Here is a 14,640-nt window from a genome sequence, read left to right as displayed (position 1 = left end):
GAGAAAAGTTATAATTATGATTCAGCAATGTGACGTTAATTATACGAAATTGCAAGACAAAAAATGGGAGAAGTACTTGTTCGGTATAGAGATAAAGTTTGAGTTTTCACCATCAATTTCAGCGATACCTGCCGATGAATGGAATGCCTTGATGCAGTATCATGTTAAGGAGAGTGGCAAGGGAGGTAATCCCTTTACTCGCCATGAATATCTATTGGCGTTAGAGCAAAGTGGCTGTGTGTGTGCTAAATCTGGCTGGACTCCTATGCATATGTCGGTGTTGAGCCAAGGTCAGCGGATTGCTGTGATGCCTCTATACAGTAAGAGTCATTCTTATGGAGAATACGTGTTTGATTGGGCATGGGCCGAGGCCTATGAAAGGAATCATATCGAGTATTATCCTAAGATCTTGAGCGCCGTGCCTTTTACGCCAGTAGCAGGTAATAGGTTAGGTATAGATAAACGATTAAGTGAGCAAGAGTCTCAGTCCGTCGTCTCCTTGATGATTCAAACATTAACCCATGAGATGAGGCGCGGCAGTTATTCTAGCTGGCATTGCCTATTTATGCCTGAGGCGCAACATAGACTCATCTCCCTGTCCCAGTCCCAATTACAACCACAATATCAATCCCATTTAGCGTTAGAGCTTGCTTCTGCTTCACCTTCACCTTTAAAGCCCCTTAAGCGTACAGGCACTCAGTTTCATTGGCGTAACCAAGATTATCAGGTATTTGATGATTTCTTGTGTGCCATGAGTTCACGCAAAAGAAAAAACATCATCAAAGAGAGAAATAAGGCCCAAGGACAAGGTTATACCTTCAGGTTTGTTCCCGGTTTTGAGGTGACAGAAGCTCAGTGGCAATCCTTCTATTACTGTTACCAGGTAACCTATGCGAAACGCTCTGGCCACTACGGCTACCTTAATCTAGACTTTTTTAAACTCATTGGAAAAACGATGCCGGAGCAAGTGCAATTGCTTGTTGTCGAGAAGCCATTATCACAATTAGATAATTCAGATAATTCAGATAATTCAGATAATTCAGAGAGCTCAGCTGACCATATAGATTCAGAACAGGAGCTTGGCGATAGCCGAATCGTCGCAGCGGCCCTCTACTTTAATAGCGAGACTCATCTTTATGGTCGGTATTGGGGCTGTTTGGAAGAGGGTGATGCCTTACATTTCGAGGCGTGTTATTACCAAGGTATCGAATACTGTATCAAGCATGGTTTGCAGACCTTCGATGCGGGTGCTCAGGGAGAGCATAAGATCCCTCGTGGGTTTGAGCCGGTGGAAACCTTTTCAAACCATGAGATAGCCCACCCAGGTTTCAGAGACGCCATCGAGAATTTTACTCTGCAAGAAGCGGAACAAAATCGGCTTTATATGATAGAGGCTGCTAAGTCACTGCCGTTCAAGAATAAGGAATAAATGCGCTCCTTGGCTCAGCCGAATGTGTAGGAAAGTATGGCAATGGCTTCAGAGGCCAATATGATAGTCAAAAATGGAGCTGCGGCCTTATTTGTTTTAATAGCGAGACTCATCTTTATGGCCGGTATTGGGGCTGTTTGGAAGAGGGTGATGCTTTACATTTCGAGGCGTGTTATTACCAAGGTATCGAATACTGTATCAAGCATGGGTTGCAGAACTTCGATGCGGGTGCTCAGGGAGAGCATAAGATCCCTCGTGGGTTTGAACCGGTGGAAACCTTTTCAAACCATGAGATTGCCCACCCAGGTTTCAGAGACGCCATCGAGAATTTCACTCTGCAAGAAGCGGAACAAAATCGGCTTTATATGATAGAGGCTGCTAAGTCACTGCCGTTCAAGAATAAGGAATAAATGAGGCTCTAGGACCTAAGTTCTAGAGCCTGTTCTGGTTGGCGTTAGCCTAATGCCAACCAGAAGCCGACACCTATCATCAATGAACCCGCGATGCGGTTCATCAGCTTAATGTTGTCACCCTTAGACAAAAATACTCTTAAACTCTTGCCGCCGGATGCGTAGGCAAGCATGGCAATGGCTTCAGAGGCCAATATGATAGATAAAAGCCAGAACAGCTGAGGAGCCACAGCCTTATCTGCACTGATGAATGGCGGTAGCAGGGACACCATAAACGCCCAACCTTTGGGATTAGAAAGAGCCGTCATCAGCCCCTGATTGAGCAGTGTCGTGCGACTTACTTCGGTCTGTGCCTCGTTGGTTATGGTCATCTTGCCTTTAGACAACCACATCTGGATACCTATATAAATAAGGTAAGCGCCGCCGGCATACTTGATGATAGAGAAGGCTTGAGGGTAGTTAAGCATGATACTTGCAACGCCCATGACAGCGGCGATGGCGACGATAGCTACACCAATCAATTCACCCGCCATCATCCATAAGGTTCGACGCACACCGATACTCATGCCTAAGGTCATGGCGAGCGTCATGCACATGCCGGGTGTGATTGCGACAAAGAAGAAAGTAGGTAAAAAAACAGCGAGTAGGGCGATATCTGGCATCTGTAATTAGCTTCTTAGTTATAGTTATAAGAAAACTCAGTCTAGAGAATATTTTGCTTACTGAAAACAAAAAACCAGCCATTAAGGCTGGTTTTACATTCGGCTAACCTAAATTAGCGCTAAGTGTAACGAATAGACGGGTTTGAGGCCTATTTAGAGTACACCACGACGTTGCTGATCACGTTCGATGGACTCAAATAGGGCGGTAAAGTTACCTTCGCCGAAGCCCTGGTTGTTCTTACGCTGAATGATTTCGATGAAGATAGGGCCGAATAGATTCTTGGTGAAAATCTGTAACAGATAGCCATCTTCATCGCCGTCGATCAATATCTGGTGATGCTTGATGCGCTCCCTGTCTTCGGTGACCTGAGGCAGCTTATCGAAGATGGTTTCGTAATATTCAGGGATAATATCTAAGGTTTGAATTGATGAGCCTTCCATCGCATCGAGTGAGGCGACGATATCACGGCTTCTGAATGCCAGATGTTGTACGCCCGGTCCATCATACTCTTTCAGATATTCATCGATCTGATTCTTCTCGCTGCCTTTACCTTCGTTGATGGGAATACAGAAGCTGCCATCCGGTGAGCGTAGGGCGTAAGAGATCAAGGCAGTTTTGGCCCCTTTAATATCGAAATAGCGCACTTCGGTGAAACCGAAGATATCTTTATAGAAGTTAGACCAGAACTCCATGGTGCCTTGGTAGACATTGTTGGTGAGATGATCGACTTCGATAAAGCCTTTTTCCTGAGTGATGACTTGCTCTTTGAGATCGACGAAATCATCTTGGTAGATATTTTTCTCGTCGCCAAAGATGTCGATAAAGTAAATTAAGCTGTCACCTATGCCATAAATAGCCGGATAGGGATGATCCTTATTAGCATCATCGGCAGGCTTAGCACCACGGGCTACCGCACCTTCGAAGGCAAACTTAGCATCTTCTACCCGCCAACCCATAGAACAGATCGCTGGACCGTGGCTCTTAGCAAACTCTGCTGAGAAACCGCTTCGCTCGTTGTTCAGCAGAAAGTGGATATCATTTTGCTTGTAGTAACTGATATCTTTGTTTTTGCTCTTTTTCAGTTTAGAGAAACCGAAATCGATAAATACCTTATGCATGAATTCAAGATCTGGGGTGGAAAATTCAGTGAATTCTATGCCCAATAAGCCCAGTGGGTTTTTTTCGCTTGCCATGGTTCTATCCTCGTTCAATTTATCATGCACCTTGATATGTGCTTTTTTTATGTTTGGCGATGTGATGTCTTTCTATTTGAACCAGACACCATTCCCACCTAAATTGTGATCTTAATATCAATTTAGTTGCTAACATGAACAAAAAAAAGAATAATAATTGGCGTGAGTTAATCAATAAACTAGATTGTATGTTCAGGTTTACACTAATGAGGCGTGTATGCGCATAGATGTTGATGCATTTAAAGTACTTGAGGTTTTGGTCGAAGAGGGCAGCTTTGCTAAGGCTGCAGAGCGTTTGCATAAGGCTCAGTCTGCCGTTAGTTATCAGATCAAGAAGTTAGAGCAACACTTAGGTGTAAATCTTTTTTGTCGAGATCAGTACCGAGCCGAATTAACGCCGGAAGGCAAAGTTATCCTCGCCGAAGGCCAGAGACTGCTGCAGTACCTGGCAAACATAGAACATTTAGCGAGCAGATTCAGTGAGGGCTGGGAGCCAAAATTAGAGCTAGTGATCGATGGTGCCTTACCGATGGAGCCGATCATGAAGGCATTGAAGCGTATGGCGGCCCATCAGATCCCGACAAAAATACAGTTAAATATGGAATTCTTAGGGGGAGTACAAGCCAGATTTGAACGTGATAATGCCGATCTTATGTTAGTAAAAGACTATCGTACGGGTCCAAATTATCGACCTCAGTCGTTACCGGATATCACTAGTATATTGGTCGTGGCAGCAAGTCACCCCTTGGCAGCGGAAAAAAATATCTCGTTATTTGAGCTGCAAAGACATGTTGAACTCACCATCGAAGATTCCTCTCCCGAGATAAACTCTCAAGATGAACTCCAATTTGGTGGCGATAAGGTATTTTATCTGTCTGGCTTCATCATGAAGAAGAATGCCTTAGAGATGGGACTGGGTTTTGGCTGGATGCCAGATTTCCTTATTCGTGATGAACTTAAGTGTGGGGAGCTGGTTGAGGTAAATTTTAGTGGTGGCAGTCGCCATAGCTTCACGCCTAAGCTAGTGTCGACCATGGAGCGTCCATTGGGTAAGGCTGGGCGCCTGTTTACTGAGCTCATTATGGAAGAGTTCGATCGCGCGGATCTCTAGCATTACAGGAATGAGTCTCTGCTCTCTTGGATTAGTCTACGAAGATATCGAGTATTTTCCGCGTCTTATCATTCAGTTTTATCAATGAACCATCTATATCTAAGGTGATGTTACCCTGTTTATCTATGGGGAAATGCACCTTTCCTCGGGAGAAGAGGTCATTACTCAAAATATCTCCTTTGTGCAGCTTCTTTTGCCATCCAGGGGGTAATGGCTCGCCCCTTAAGACTTTCTTCTGTAATCCGTAAGGTAGAGATGAAGGTTTCCCCTGCTTATTGTGTTTCAGATGCTTTTCGCTCTTGTCATTTTTAGCGTTAACCTCTGGTGTGAACAGAGATAAACCACAGGTTAACACCAAGATAAATGTGAGATATAAAAGCTTGTTCATATATTGCTCCTATCTGTTTTAGCTCAATTGAGATTTGTACTTAGGTATAGCATATCGAGTCATGGCGTTAAGCATGGCTATTATTGGCTCAGTAATTTTTAGCTGAGCTTTCATCTATAGTGCTTCATCTACAGTGCTTCATTTACAGTTTTTCATCGAGAGCAGTCACTAGGCTTGAGTCGTTAGTTTAAGACCTGAATGATTAAAGCAAATGCCAGCAACAGCCGATATTTATAATATGTCGTACTGTTAAGCTTAGGTTCAGTTCTCATCTTCTATATTGGCGATCTAGGGTCAGTGGTACGGCATATGCAGCATTCTTAATGCTAGAAGGTTAGTTAGTGAAAGTTGTATATAAGTGTGCAACGAGCATGTGTATTACCTATTGATACAGGCCCATTCTCGTTGATAGGAGGTATCAGATGAAACTCTCAGTATCGAATCATACATCGGATCTTTATGCTAAGTATGTGAATGTATTAGCGTGTGGAGACAAGCCCATCTCGGTCGGTAAACTTCATGAGTTTACCGATGACTTGGCCAAGAGCCAGTTGTTGTTGCAGGATTTTAATTGGGATGATTGGTACCTAAATAGCCATTTAGTTGACAGGCCAGAATATATTGCCGACGCCAGCCTGCATGAGTGTCAATTATTGCTTACCGCCATGACGCGTCTGGAACGCTTTAGCCCAGGGGTGATGGATAACATGCGACGCCAAGGTGTCTTGATTGCTATCCTTGAGCGCTATAATAATTTTTCAATGCAGCTTGCTTGCTGACAGGCTTGAAGGTTACAAGAGTTAAGTCGTGTATTTTACTTCAGCTAAGTATAAGAAGCATAAAATTGTCTCTAGCGCTTAGCTTGGTAGAGGAGTGTAAAGCATCAGCGGTTTATATTTTGTATTTCTGAACTAGCTGCTTATGAACGTTTCATCTTCCATAATAGGATTTTTCTATCCAGCCAAGCGGCAGAAGCATAAAACTGTCGCTGACTCTTACGCAGCCAGACTTTTGCCCAAGGGTATTCCAGACTCAAGATGGCAAGTCCTATGGGCAGTAGTAGCCAAGCCGGTCCAGGCAGAGCCAAGAGAAGTATGCCTGCGATTGTCAGTATTCCACCGACAATGGAGATAAGCAGTTTACGGATCATATTATTGTTCCTTAATCATGATGTATCAGCCAATGTTTCATCATTGAGGGCATGAATGCCAGTCGAAAATTGACACCTGGGCTAACGACTAAACGGATAACGAGTAAGTATAAACTGTCTATACTTATGTAAAATCTATTCAAGGCAGGATACCTCTATTAAGCGAATAAGCATTAAATATGTGTTTAGCTGTTTCAGCTATTCATCATGGAAGTGTGGACTCAGGCTTATGTTACTCTTAGCCTTAATGCTAGGTTTGCCTGTTAAGGCCGACACTCTCAAGTTAACGTCTTTATATTGGCCACCTTACTCAGGAAAACAGCTGGTGGATCAAGGGGCTGTTATTGCAATCACCCGCGCTGCACTAAACGTTATGGGCCATGAACTATCAGTTGATTTTTATCCCTGGAGCCGGGCGGTGAGGTTGGCTAGCCGGGATGATTCTATGTATCTTGGATATCTACCGGAATACTCCTATCCAACACCCGCTTTCATTTTTTCTGAATCACTCGGTGTAAGCCCCTTGGGACTGCTAGAGAGACAAACTCATCCTATCCGTTGGCCGAAATTTGCTGATCTTAATCAATATACCTTAGGTGTCGTCAGAGGTTATGTGAATACCGTCGCTCTCGATATCATGATCAAACAGGGGGTTCAGCCCGTCGAAGTTGTTAGTTCTGATGCACATAATGTCAAGAAGGTAGCGACTGGGCGCGTGGATGGCGCCGTGATCGATGTGCATGTACTCAGGTATATATTAGCGCGGGATGACTTCAAGCCTCTTGCTGCTAAGTTACAGATAAACCAAAAGCTGTTAGAAGAAAAAAAGTTATATATTGCCTTCAAAAACAGTCAAGATGGCCACAAGTGGCGGAATATTGTGAATACTGGTTTAACTAAAATAGATGCTAAATCTATTTTGGATCAATATATGATCTCTGTGACCACGACCGATAATAATTAGACAACTGCTAAAAGTGGCTCACAGGCTCGACTAAGCCACCTAATCACAGTTATTGATGAATTATTTAGCCACAACAGTTTGGCCGATTGGTGTTAGGCTCAACATGGCCAGTTTGAGATGTTGAATTCCAAAAGGGATACCAATAATCGTGACAAAACAGGCTAAGGCATAGGTGATATGTCCGATAGCGAGCCAGATCCCAAATAGCAGGAACCAGATAATATTCCCCAATGTGCCAAATGCACCAGTCCCCATATCTTCTTGTCCCGTGAGGTGTTTTCGATTTATCTGTTCCTGACCGAAGGGCCAAAAAGTCATTTCACCAATGACAAAACAGGCGCGTCCGAATGGGATCCCTATTATGCTGATAAAACACAGTAAACCAGCTAGCCACCATCCTAATCCCATGATAAAGCCGCCAAGCACAAACCAAGCAATGTTAAAAATTAATCGTAATACAGGCATCTAGGCCTCCAATGAAATAGGGTTTCTCATCCTTTTCTCTTAATAAGCAAATATCGCGCCAACTGTGTAAGCCCTTTAATTTCAGGTTCTTACTGCTTATTATAGGTAGGCTGTTAGTGAGATTTATCAGCTTTTAGTACTTTTAGTCGATTGTGATGGGTAGCCAATGGTAAAATCATTGCCTGATTATTCTAGTGCTAGTTCCTTGATATGAAGTTAAGCCATACCCCAGTCGATACCATAGTAATGTTCAACAGACATATTTTTGTTAAGAGAGATGATTTGCTCCATCCTGAATTTTCAGGTAATAAGGCGCGAAAATTTGCCTATTTCCTCGAGCATGAATTTCCGGGAGTGACTAAGCTCATCGGCTATGGCTCACCTCAGGCAAACTCTCTTTATTCCATGTCTGCATTAGCTAAACTTAAGGGCTGGAGTTTAGATTTCTATGTGGATCATATTGCCTCTCACATCAAGCTCAAGCCAAGTGGTAACTATGGTGCCGCATTAGCCAATGGTGCCAATATCATATCACTGGATAGTTTAGATGATAGAGGAGACCGGGATACCCACACCTATATACAAGAAGTGGTGCTACCTAATGAAACTCACGCCATTTTTGTTCCTGAAGGGGGTCGCTGTGAGTATGCCGAGTTCGGCGTGTCTAAACTGGCTGAAGAGATTGCCCAGTGGGCAAAAGACAGTGGATTAGAGCATCTAGTCGTCTTCTTGCCTTCCGGTACCGGCACAACTGCACTGTATCTTAATAAGTATTATGTTGAACAAGAGATAAATATTCAGGTGCTTACCTGCGCCGCGGTGGGAGGGAGCAGCTATTTAATCCAGCAATTCACCCAGCTAGCAGATAATCCTTTGTATCATCCTGAGATTGTGGCTTTACCCAAAAAGTATCATTTCGGAAAATTGTATCCTGAGTTTTATGAGATGTGGAAAACAATTTCACTGACTGGTATCGCTTTCGAGTTACTTTATGATCCCTTAGGTTGGATGACGCTGGAACACCATTTAAGCTTAAGTCAGGGAGATGTGCCTATCTTGTATCTTCATCAAGGTGGCTTACTGGGTAATGAAACCATGCTGCCCAGATATATACGGAAATATGGGGCTTAATAGTGTGATAACCCTAGGTATTCTTTATTCGAATTCGATGTGATATTTAGATTTCAATGTGAGATTTAGGTTTTGAAGTGAGATTTATGGGATGCATTATGGGGAGTATTTACCGTTTGGCCAGGCTAAGTATCTGTGAAATTGATACGGCCTGAACCAAAGGTAGGAGTTGCTTGATTGCTTAATAGCCGACTTATGATGTCGATCCTATCTGTTTCCATTTATCAGCAAGGAAACATTCGATACCAGTGAGAGGAGTGTATCGATTAGCATAAGTTTATCAGTTTAACTATCTCTGACTAGCAGCCTAGTGAGAGGTCGAACGAGAACTAATTTAAATTTATTTACTGCCTGATAATAGCCAGTTCATAAATTTTAGTGCTTCGGTTCGCTTCGAAAAAGTCTGTCTGTTTTTGCCTTGGCTATCGGTGAAAGCGATAGAAGACTTATTGACAGAAATAGAAGCTACTGGGAAATTAACTGTGATCAACTGACCGTTTACATTGTACGACATAGGTCATACTCCTTTATGTTTTATAACTAGTACTATTTAGTAGTAGTAGTTAGTATTTAATAATAAAATCCTTAGCAATTTGCAAAAGATGAGAATTAATTTCGTTTGAGACTACTCACCTTCAACGGTTTAATCAAGTAACTGCTTATCAATATTTGTTAATATTTGTAACCTGAGAGATAATCAGTGAACCGATTGGGACACAGTTAAACACAGAGTTATGACAGCTTGATGACTAAAATTGAGTAGTTGAACCGGCGTAATAATATTTTTGCGAGGCAGTGACGATATGGAGTCGGACTTACAAAGAAAATTAAATATGGTGTCTCAAATCTGTCGGCTATTATATCTACGGAATTGGCCTTGTCAATACTCTTGCAACATTAATATGTAGTTATTTTTGACAATATAGAGATTTGTTAACCTGTGTGATGGCGATAATAACGGCTGGCCCTTTTTTGTGTCTTCATGGTGTTTCCCCTTCGAATGCCTATACAGTAAGCAGTCTGAGTATGGTCAGAGTGTTCCTGTAGGCGCTAAATGAGTCTCGAATGGTTATTTTCTACCAGGTAATTGCTCCTAGTACAGCTAGCAAGCCTATGGCACTCATAGCGGCAAAAACCTCAGCTTCTGTAATTCTAATTGATTGTTATTGATTGTTATTATTATGAAGATTATTATCGAGGCACCCTTTATTTAATCCCTTTTATTTTGAGAGCAGCATAATGGCAAAAGTACTCGACTCGGTTGACCAACGCACCCAGCTTGTAGGAGAAAATCGCCTTGAACTATTACTTTTTCGAATCAATGCCACTCAACTTTTTGCGATAAATGTCTTTAAAGTAAAAGAAGTGGTTAAGTTACCTCAATTGAGTGCCGTTCCCGGTAGCCATTCTCATATCTGCGGCGTGGCTAATATTCGTGGGACTTCCATCCCGGTTATCGATCTTCGTAGTGCCATAGGTTATAAGCCTATCAAGGGCGATCATGGAGCGAATATGATCATCACTGAGTATAATCGCAGTGTTCAGGGCTTTAAGGTGGGTAAAGTCGAGCATATCGTTAATATGACTTGGGGTGATATCTTACCTCCGCCAAAAACGGCTGGCAGACATAATTATTTAACGGCGATCACTCGCATTGAAATCGACGGTGTTAGCCAAATCGTCTCTATAATCGATGTGGAAAAGGTGTTAGCCGAGATCATCCATTACGACGTCACCTTGTCCGAAGGGGTACTCGACCACGACTTGGTTAATGAGATGCAGGGTCGTAAGATTTTAATCGCCGATGACTCTTCGACGGCGCGGAGACAGATAAAGGAGACACTCGAGCCATTGGGCATAGAGATCTTAGAGGTTTCAGACGGTTTACAGGCATTGCGGACGCTACAGGGCTGGTGTGATGAGGGGAAATCGGTACAGGATGAACTGTTAATGCTGATCACAGATGCGGAAATGCCTGAGATGGATGGTTACAAGTTAACCCATGAGATCCGCAACGATAAGCGCATGAGAGATCTCTTTATCACATTGAACACCTCATTAAGTGGTAGCTTCAATAAGGCCATGGTGGATAAAGTTGGCTGTGATCGTTTCATCTCTAAGTTCCAACCCGATCTTTTAGTCGAAGTGGTGCAACAGAGGCTAAGAGAGCTAGTTAGATAATTAGAACCAAGTGTTATCGGTTAAAGGCGTGCCTTGTTCTATGGCTATGTCTTTGACCACCTCCTGTTTTACCCGCTTAGTTGAGACGATGTTGATTCGACTGATACGCACAGCATAACCGAAACGGCTACGACCCACCTGGGATAGCACGGCTTCGAAAAAATGTTTATCCAAGCCTAATATTTGACTATAGTGGTTAACGGCCTTAGAAAGTGAGGCGTATTTCACCCCATCAAATTCAAAGCCCACAACAAAATCACTATTATCTAGGTCCACTCCATCTAAGCTTAAGGGCCAACCGTTTGCATTGACTCTATCTCTGGCTATCAAGTACATCATCCAGGCACTCTTTTTAAAGCCTTCGAACACCCGACAGGAAAATTCAGAGTCGATGAGTTCCTGTTCGGTCCAGTTGATGCCAATGGCTAGATGCTTAGCGTAAATCCTCATCAGTTCGTCCTTGACCGCCATCTGACAATCCCAGATAGACGTTAGCGGGCTTTTTTTAGCCAGCTTGAGGCATTCCTTACAAGCAGGAACGCCCAGGCTCGAATGAGGGGTGTGTACGCTGGCATGATATTCGAACACGCAGTTGGAAGGCTCGGCGCAGAACCAACAGGTATGGCGAAGCGCGAAAGGTACATCGATAAGGGGAGGTGATTGCGTCATAAGGATTCTCTGGGCGGACTGACGCAAACTTGCTGCCGGTGACTCAAGAAGTTACTTGTTCACTTACATACTGGCTAAAATAAATCGTCGAATTTACTATTCTTCGATGTTTACCAGAGATTTTGCCAGTTCAATGGGATCTATCTCTAAGCATTCTTGATCGGCTAACCAGTCGATACCTATTAGTACACCGTCGTCATTGAGATCGGATACCCAGAATTCCAGAAATTCGGTTAAAGTGATAGATACAGCTTTATAGTCGGCCCACTCATCACTGCAATGAATTTTTGCATTTTCTTCTGAAGACCAAAGTGGCATGACATCCGTGTGTTCATACTCAGAAGAGTCACAGACGACCCAACCTTCACCGGTTTCATCCTGTAATCCCCAGACGAGCTGATGTTGTTTTACATTTTCGATAAAGCTGGCTAGTTCAGGGGCAATCTCTGTCATGATAAGTCTCTTAAATTAGGTGGTTTTTACCGCGACCATTATACGGCAAGCTAGATAATCCCCAAAGAAATTCTTCGATAATAGGCTCCTAAAATCGATCATTAAGTAAAATTTACTACTTATCCCCTAAAAACTAGGATTAATACTTAAATTATCTCCTTGGTATAGTTATTATGGCTGAGATTAATGTCGTAATGCGGCACTGTGTTTTTTCTTTATTCATTATGATCAAAATTTTTATAATGCATTTCTGGAGTAGTCGTTTTGATTAAAAATGTCCCATTAGCATCCGTAATTTTAGCATCCTCTCTGTGGACGCTTCCCGCTGTCGCCGATGATTTTGCATCTTGTGTGGTTAATTTAAAGCAAACCGCTCAACATGAAGGTTTGTCACAAGACACCATAGATAATACCTTGGCTAAGGTAAAATATGTCGCCAGAGTCATAGAACTGGATAATAAACAGCCTGAGTTTAGCCAAACATTTGATAACTATTTCAGTAAGCGTGTCACAGCTTGGCGTATCCAGGAAGGTAGACGACTACTGAAAGAGAATAAGACCTTACTTACCAAGTTGCAGGATAAGTATGGCGTGCCGCCTCAATACTTGATGGCATTTTGGGGCTTGGAAACCAACTTTGGTTCTTACAAGGGCAAGATGCCTGTATTGGACTCCTTGGCAACCTTGGCTTGCGATCCCCGCCGCAGTAAGTATTTTACTGGCGAATTAATGAAAGCATTGAAGCTCAAAGAAAAATATAATTTTGATGCCTCTATGATGGTCGGATCTTGGGCTGGCGCCATGGGTCATACCCAGTTTATGCCCAGTGCTTATACGCATTATGCCGTGGATGGAGACGGCGATGGCAAAGCCGACCTTTGGAATAGCACTACTGATGCACTAAGCTCAGCGGCTAATTTTTTAAATAAGCTTGGTTGGCAGCGTGATGAGCGTTGGGGAAGAGAAGTTAAACTACCGCAAACTTTCAGTTATGAGTATCTAGGTAAGAAACAAGCGTTAACTGACTGGGCTGGTCTAGGTGTGTTACAAAGCAATGGACAGGCCTTGTCTATTGCAGATATGAGCGCAACCTTGTATCTGCCTGCCGGTCATACTGGTCCCGCATTTTTGGGTTATAAGAACTTCAATGTGATCATGCGCTGGAACCGTTCCGAGTTTTATGCCATCACTGTGGGGCATCTTGCCGATAGGATCAATGGTGGTGTGAGTTTGGTGGCGGCGCCTCCTAAGCAAGATAACTTGAGTCGAGCTAAGGTAAAGCAGTTGCAGGCTAAGTTAAATTCCAAAGGCTTCGATGTGGGTAAACCCGATGGCGTGATGGGAAGAAATTCTAAGACAGGCCTGCGTGCCTATCAGAAGAGTGTCGGCATCGTTGCCGATGGCTTCCCAGATGAAGCGACATTTAACGCTATCGGGGTCAACTAACCGGGCTGATTCTGCAGTTTTTCTTAGTACTAGGCTGTAGCTGGTGTTCGTCGCCAGACCCAGCCTGATTAAGTCATTAGCCAGATAAAGCTAGAGTGCGTAAACGACTTTTGTTAAGCTTCGTCACCAAAATAGAGTCAGGTATAGAGTTAAGGACATTTGATGAGCATTAAAAATGATATGGTTGTGCAGTTTAAATACACACTGCGCGATGAAAAGGGTGAAGTTTTAGAGTCGAATAACGATCTGGAGCCTATCGCGTATCTGCACGGCCATAGCAACATGATGCCTGGTGTTGAAGATTCAATTGAAGGTAAAGAAGTTGGCGAAAGCTTTTCTGTCACTCTAGCGCCGGAAACTACCTACGGCGTTAGAAATGAAGATGCGATTCAACGCGTCTCTGTTAAGCACCTTCAAGGTGCTAAAAAATGGAAAGCTGGCATGCGCGCATTGCTTGATACAGATCAAGGAAAACGTCAGGTGACTATCGTCAAGATGGGTAAGTTTATGGCAACGGTTGATGTTAATCATCCTTTGGCTGGTCGTGAGCTCACATTCGATATCGAGATAGTCGAAGCACGTGATGCGACCGATGAAGAAGTTGCCCACGGACATGCCCATGGTAAAGGTGGTCATCACCACTAATCGCTATTTAGCGATTAGTTATAGGCATAAAAAACCAGCATTCTTGCTGGTTTTTTTCATTTTGACTCTCGCCAAATTTAATTGAATTGGTATTAAGGAATAGTGAGAAATTATATGATTATTGATTTTTCTCAGGGAAAGGTGATCTTGTCTCCGTTTGAGGCTCAAGTACGATTCAATACGTCTGGTATTACCATGTACGCCATGGTTGAAGATATTAAGTTCATCGATGATGCACTTATCATGCACGCCGATGCTGGAGCGGTAAGGTGGAGTCTAAAATTAGATACACCTGAACAATTGGCGCTGATTAGAGAAGAGTTAGGCGTCTAGAAAACGCCT

18 protein-coding genes are annotated in these 14,640 nt (G+C 43.1%); 10 read left to right on the top strand and 8 right to left on the bottom strand.

The window, feature by feature from the left end; translation table 11 throughout:
• The first annotated feature begins 16 nt into the window (after positions 1-16).
• Together SVI_RS12390 and SVI_RS12385 are read left to right on the top strand one after the other, a co-directional pair.
• On the top strand, positions 17-1,429 hold the full coding sequence (locus tag SVI_RS12390) for a GNAT family N-acetyltransferase (protein WP_172634437.1): 1,413 nt from the start codon (positions 17-19) through the stop codon (positions 1,427-1,429).
• The gene (locus SVI_RS12385) at positions 1,426-1,839 is read left to right on the top strand and encodes a peptidogalycan biosysnthesis protein (protein ID WP_083779899.1); all 414 of its coding nucleotides are present in this window, start codon (positions 1,426-1,428) and stop codon (positions 1,837-1,839) included. Before SVI_RS12390 ends, SVI_RS12385 begins: the two co-directional genes overlap by 4 nt.
• Before the next feature lie 44 nt (positions 1,840-1,883).
• Here the strand turns inward: SVI_RS12385 and SVI_RS12380 are convergent, their stop codons facing one another.
• Together SVI_RS12380 and hppD are read right to left on the bottom strand one after the other, a co-directional pair.
• Complete coding sequence (locus SVI_RS12380; RefSeq protein ID WP_013051892.1) at positions 1,884-2,501, bottom strand: LysE family translocator; 618 nt, start codon at positions 2,499-2,501, stop codon at positions 1,884-1,886.
• 153 nt (positions 2,502-2,654) lie between these two features.
• The gene (hppD, locus tag SVI_RS12375; RefSeq protein WP_013051891.1) at positions 2,655-3,695 is read right to left on the bottom strand and encodes a 4-hydroxyphenylpyruvate dioxygenase; all 1,041 of its coding nucleotides are present in this window, start codon (positions 3,693-3,695) and stop codon (positions 2,655-2,657) included.
• A gap of 217 nt (positions 3,696-3,912) precedes the next feature.
• Here hppD and SVI_RS12370 point away from each other — a divergent pair, with 217 nt between their 5' ends.
• Positions 3,913-4,806 carry a LysR family transcriptional regulator gene (locus SVI_RS12370; protein ID WP_013051890.1) on the top strand — a complete coding sequence of 298 codons (894 nt, stop codon included), beginning with the start codon at positions 3,913-3,915 and terminating at the stop codon, positions 4,804-4,806.
• A gap of 31 nt (positions 4,807-4,837) precedes the next feature.
• Here the strand turns inward: SVI_RS12370 and SVI_RS12365 are convergent, their stop codons facing one another.
• A complete protein-coding gene (locus SVI_RS12365; protein WP_013051889.1) occupies positions 4,838-5,194 on the bottom strand; it encodes a hypothetical protein in 357 nt (118 codons plus the stop codon).
• Positions 5,195-5,616: 422 nt separating this feature from the next.
• Here SVI_RS12365 and SVI_RS12360 point away from each other — a divergent pair, with 422 nt between their 5' ends.
• The gene (locus tag SVI_RS12360; RefSeq protein ID WP_013051887.1) at positions 5,617-5,973 is read left to right on the top strand and encodes a DUF6508 domain-containing protein; all 357 of its coding nucleotides are present in this window, start codon (positions 5,617-5,619) and stop codon (positions 5,971-5,973) included.
• A 140-nt stretch (positions 5,974-6,113) separates the two neighbouring features.
• Here SVI_RS12360 and SVI_RS12355 read toward each other — a convergent pair whose 3' ends face one another.
• The gene (locus tag SVI_RS12355; protein WP_013051886.1) at positions 6,114-6,344 is read right to left on the bottom strand and encodes a PGPGW domain-containing protein; all 231 of its coding nucleotides are present in this window, start codon (positions 6,342-6,344) and stop codon (positions 6,114-6,116) included.
• A gap of 229 nt (positions 6,345-6,573) precedes the next feature.
• On the opposite strand from SVI_RS12355, the gene SVI_RS12350 reads away from it, so the two are divergent.
• On the top strand, positions 6,574-7,308 hold the full coding sequence (locus SVI_RS12350; RefSeq protein WP_013051885.1) for a substrate-binding periplasmic protein: 735 nt from the start codon (positions 6,574-6,576) through the stop codon (positions 7,306-7,308).
• Positions 7,309-7,368: 60 nt separating this feature from the next.
• Here SVI_RS12350 and SVI_RS12345 read toward each other — a convergent pair whose 3' ends face one another.
• Complete coding sequence (locus tag SVI_RS12345) at positions 7,369-7,773, bottom strand: YccF domain-containing protein (protein ID WP_013051884.1); 405 nt, start codon at positions 7,771-7,773, stop codon at positions 7,369-7,371.
• Between the two features lie 210 nt (positions 7,774-7,983).
• Here SVI_RS12345 and SVI_RS12340 point away from each other — a divergent pair, with 210 nt between their 5' ends.
• Positions 7,984-8,904: a pyridoxal-phosphate dependent enzyme gene (locus SVI_RS12340; RefSeq protein WP_013051883.1), complete on the top strand. Its 921-nt coding sequence runs from the start codon at positions 7,984-7,986 to the stop codon at positions 8,902-8,904.
• 340 nt (positions 8,905-9,244) lie between these two features.
• Here SVI_RS12340 and SVI_RS21495 read toward each other — a convergent pair whose 3' ends face one another.
• The gene (locus tag SVI_RS21495; RefSeq protein WP_013051882.1) at positions 9,245-9,418 is read right to left on the bottom strand and encodes a hypothetical protein; all 174 of its coding nucleotides are present in this window, start codon (positions 9,416-9,418) and stop codon (positions 9,245-9,247) included.
• A gap of 725 nt (positions 9,419-10,143) precedes the next feature.
• On the opposite strand from SVI_RS21495, the gene SVI_RS12335 reads away from it, so the two are divergent.
• A complete protein-coding gene (locus SVI_RS12335) occupies positions 10,144-11,085 on the top strand; it encodes a chemotaxis protein CheV (protein WP_013051880.1) in 942 nt (313 codons plus the stop codon).
• Here the strand turns inward: SVI_RS12335 and SVI_RS12330 are convergent, their stop codons facing one another.
• On the bottom strand, positions 11,086-11,754 hold the full coding sequence (locus SVI_RS12330) for a hypothetical protein (protein ID WP_013051879.1): 669 nt from the start codon (positions 11,752-11,754) through the stop codon (positions 11,086-11,088).
• A 96-nt stretch (positions 11,755-11,850) separates the two neighbouring features.
• Complete coding sequence (locus SVI_RS12325) at positions 11,851-12,207, bottom strand: DUF2750 domain-containing protein (protein WP_013051878.1); 357 nt, start codon at positions 12,205-12,207, stop codon at positions 11,851-11,853.
• Positions 12,208-12,471: 264 nt separating this feature from the next.
• Between SVI_RS12325 and SVI_RS12320 the strand changes: the two genes are divergently transcribed.
• From SVI_RS12320 to SVI_RS12310, 3 genes are all read left to right on the top strand, one after another.
• Complete coding sequence (locus tag SVI_RS12320) at positions 12,472-13,653, top strand: lytic murein transglycosylase (protein WP_013051877.1); 1,182 nt, start codon at positions 12,472-12,474, stop codon at positions 13,651-13,653.
• A 162-nt stretch (positions 13,654-13,815) separates the two neighbouring features.
• The gene (locus tag SVI_RS12315) at positions 13,816-14,298 is read left to right on the top strand and encodes an FKBP-type peptidyl-prolyl cis-trans isomerase (RefSeq protein ID WP_013051876.1); all 483 of its coding nucleotides are present in this window, start codon (positions 13,816-13,818) and stop codon (positions 14,296-14,298) included.
• Between the two features lie 114 nt (positions 14,299-14,412).
• The gene (locus SVI_RS12310; protein ID WP_041419916.1) at positions 14,413-14,631 is read left to right on the top strand and encodes a DUF3389 domain-containing protein; all 219 of its coding nucleotides are present in this window, start codon (positions 14,413-14,415) and stop codon (positions 14,629-14,631) included.
• Positions 14,632-14,640 lie beyond the last annotated feature (9 nt).

The sequence above is a fragment of the Shewanella violacea DSS12 genome (genome assembly GCF_000091325.1).
In the GTDB taxonomy this organism is placed as follows: Bacteria; Pseudomonadota; Gammaproteobacteria; order Enterobacterales; family Shewanellaceae; genus Shewanella; species Shewanella violacea.
Note: the sequence above shows the minus strand (reverse complement) of the source record. Positions and strands in the feature narration are given on the sequence as shown.

Bases quoted from the DNA above. Each gene is read 5' to 3' on its own strand.
- SVI_RS12315 (WP_013051876.1), top strand. From the start codon at position 13,816: ATGAGCATTAAAAATGATATGGTTGTGCAGTTTAAATACACACTGCGC.
- SVI_RS12380 (WP_013051892.1), bottom strand. From the start codon at position 2,501: ATGCCAGATATCGCCCTACTCGCTGTTTTTTTACCTACTTTCTTCTTT.
- SVI_RS12390 (WP_172634437.1), top strand. From the start codon at position 17: ATGATTCAGCAATGTGACGTTAATTATACGAAATTGCAAGACAAAAAA.
- SVI_RS12360 (WP_013051887.1), top strand. From the start codon at position 5,617: ATGAAACTCTCAGTATCGAATCATACATCGGATCTTTATGCTAAGTAT.
- SVI_RS12325 (WP_013051878.1), bottom strand. From the start codon at position 12,207: ATGACAGAGATTGCCCCTGAACTAGCCAGCTTTATCGAAAATGTAAAA.
- SVI_RS12370 (WP_013051890.1), top strand. From the start codon at position 3,913: ATGCGCATAGATGTTGATGCATTTAAAGTACTTGAGGTTTTGGTCGAA.
- SVI_RS12365 (WP_013051889.1), bottom strand. From the start codon at position 5,194: ATGAACAAGCTTTTATATCTCACATTTATCTTGGTGTTAACCTGTGGT.
- SVI_RS12355 (WP_013051886.1), bottom strand. From the start codon at position 6,344: ATGATCCGTAAACTGCTTATCTCCATTGTCGGTGGAATACTGACAATC.
- SVI_RS21495 (WP_013051882.1), bottom strand. From the start codon at position 9,418: ATGTCGTACAATGTAAACGGTCAGTTGATCACAGTTAATTTCCCAGTA.
- SVI_RS12310 (WP_041419916.1), top strand. From the start codon at position 14,413: ATGATTATTGATTTTTCTCAGGGAAAGGTGATCTTGTCTCCGTTTGAG.
- hppD (WP_013051891.1), bottom strand. From the start codon at position 3,695: ATGGCAAGCGAAAAAAACCCACTGGGCTTATTGGGCATAGAATTCACT.
- SVI_RS12340 (WP_013051883.1), top strand. From the start codon at position 7,984: ATGAAGTTAAGCCATACCCCAGTCGATACCATAGTAATGTTCAACAGA.
- SVI_RS12345 (WP_013051884.1), bottom strand. From the start codon at position 7,773: ATGCCTGTATTACGATTAATTTTTAACATTGCTTGGTTTGTGCTTGGC.
- SVI_RS12330 (WP_013051879.1), bottom strand. From the start codon at position 11,754: ATGACGCAATCACCTCCCCTTATCGATGTACCTTTCGCGCTTCGCCAT.
- SVI_RS12350 (WP_013051885.1), top strand. From the start codon at position 6,574: ATGTTACTCTTAGCCTTAATGCTAGGTTTGCCTGTTAAGGCCGACACT.
- SVI_RS12335 (WP_013051880.1), top strand. From the start codon at position 10,144: ATGGCAAAAGTACTCGACTCGGTTGACCAACGCACCCAGCTTGTAGGA.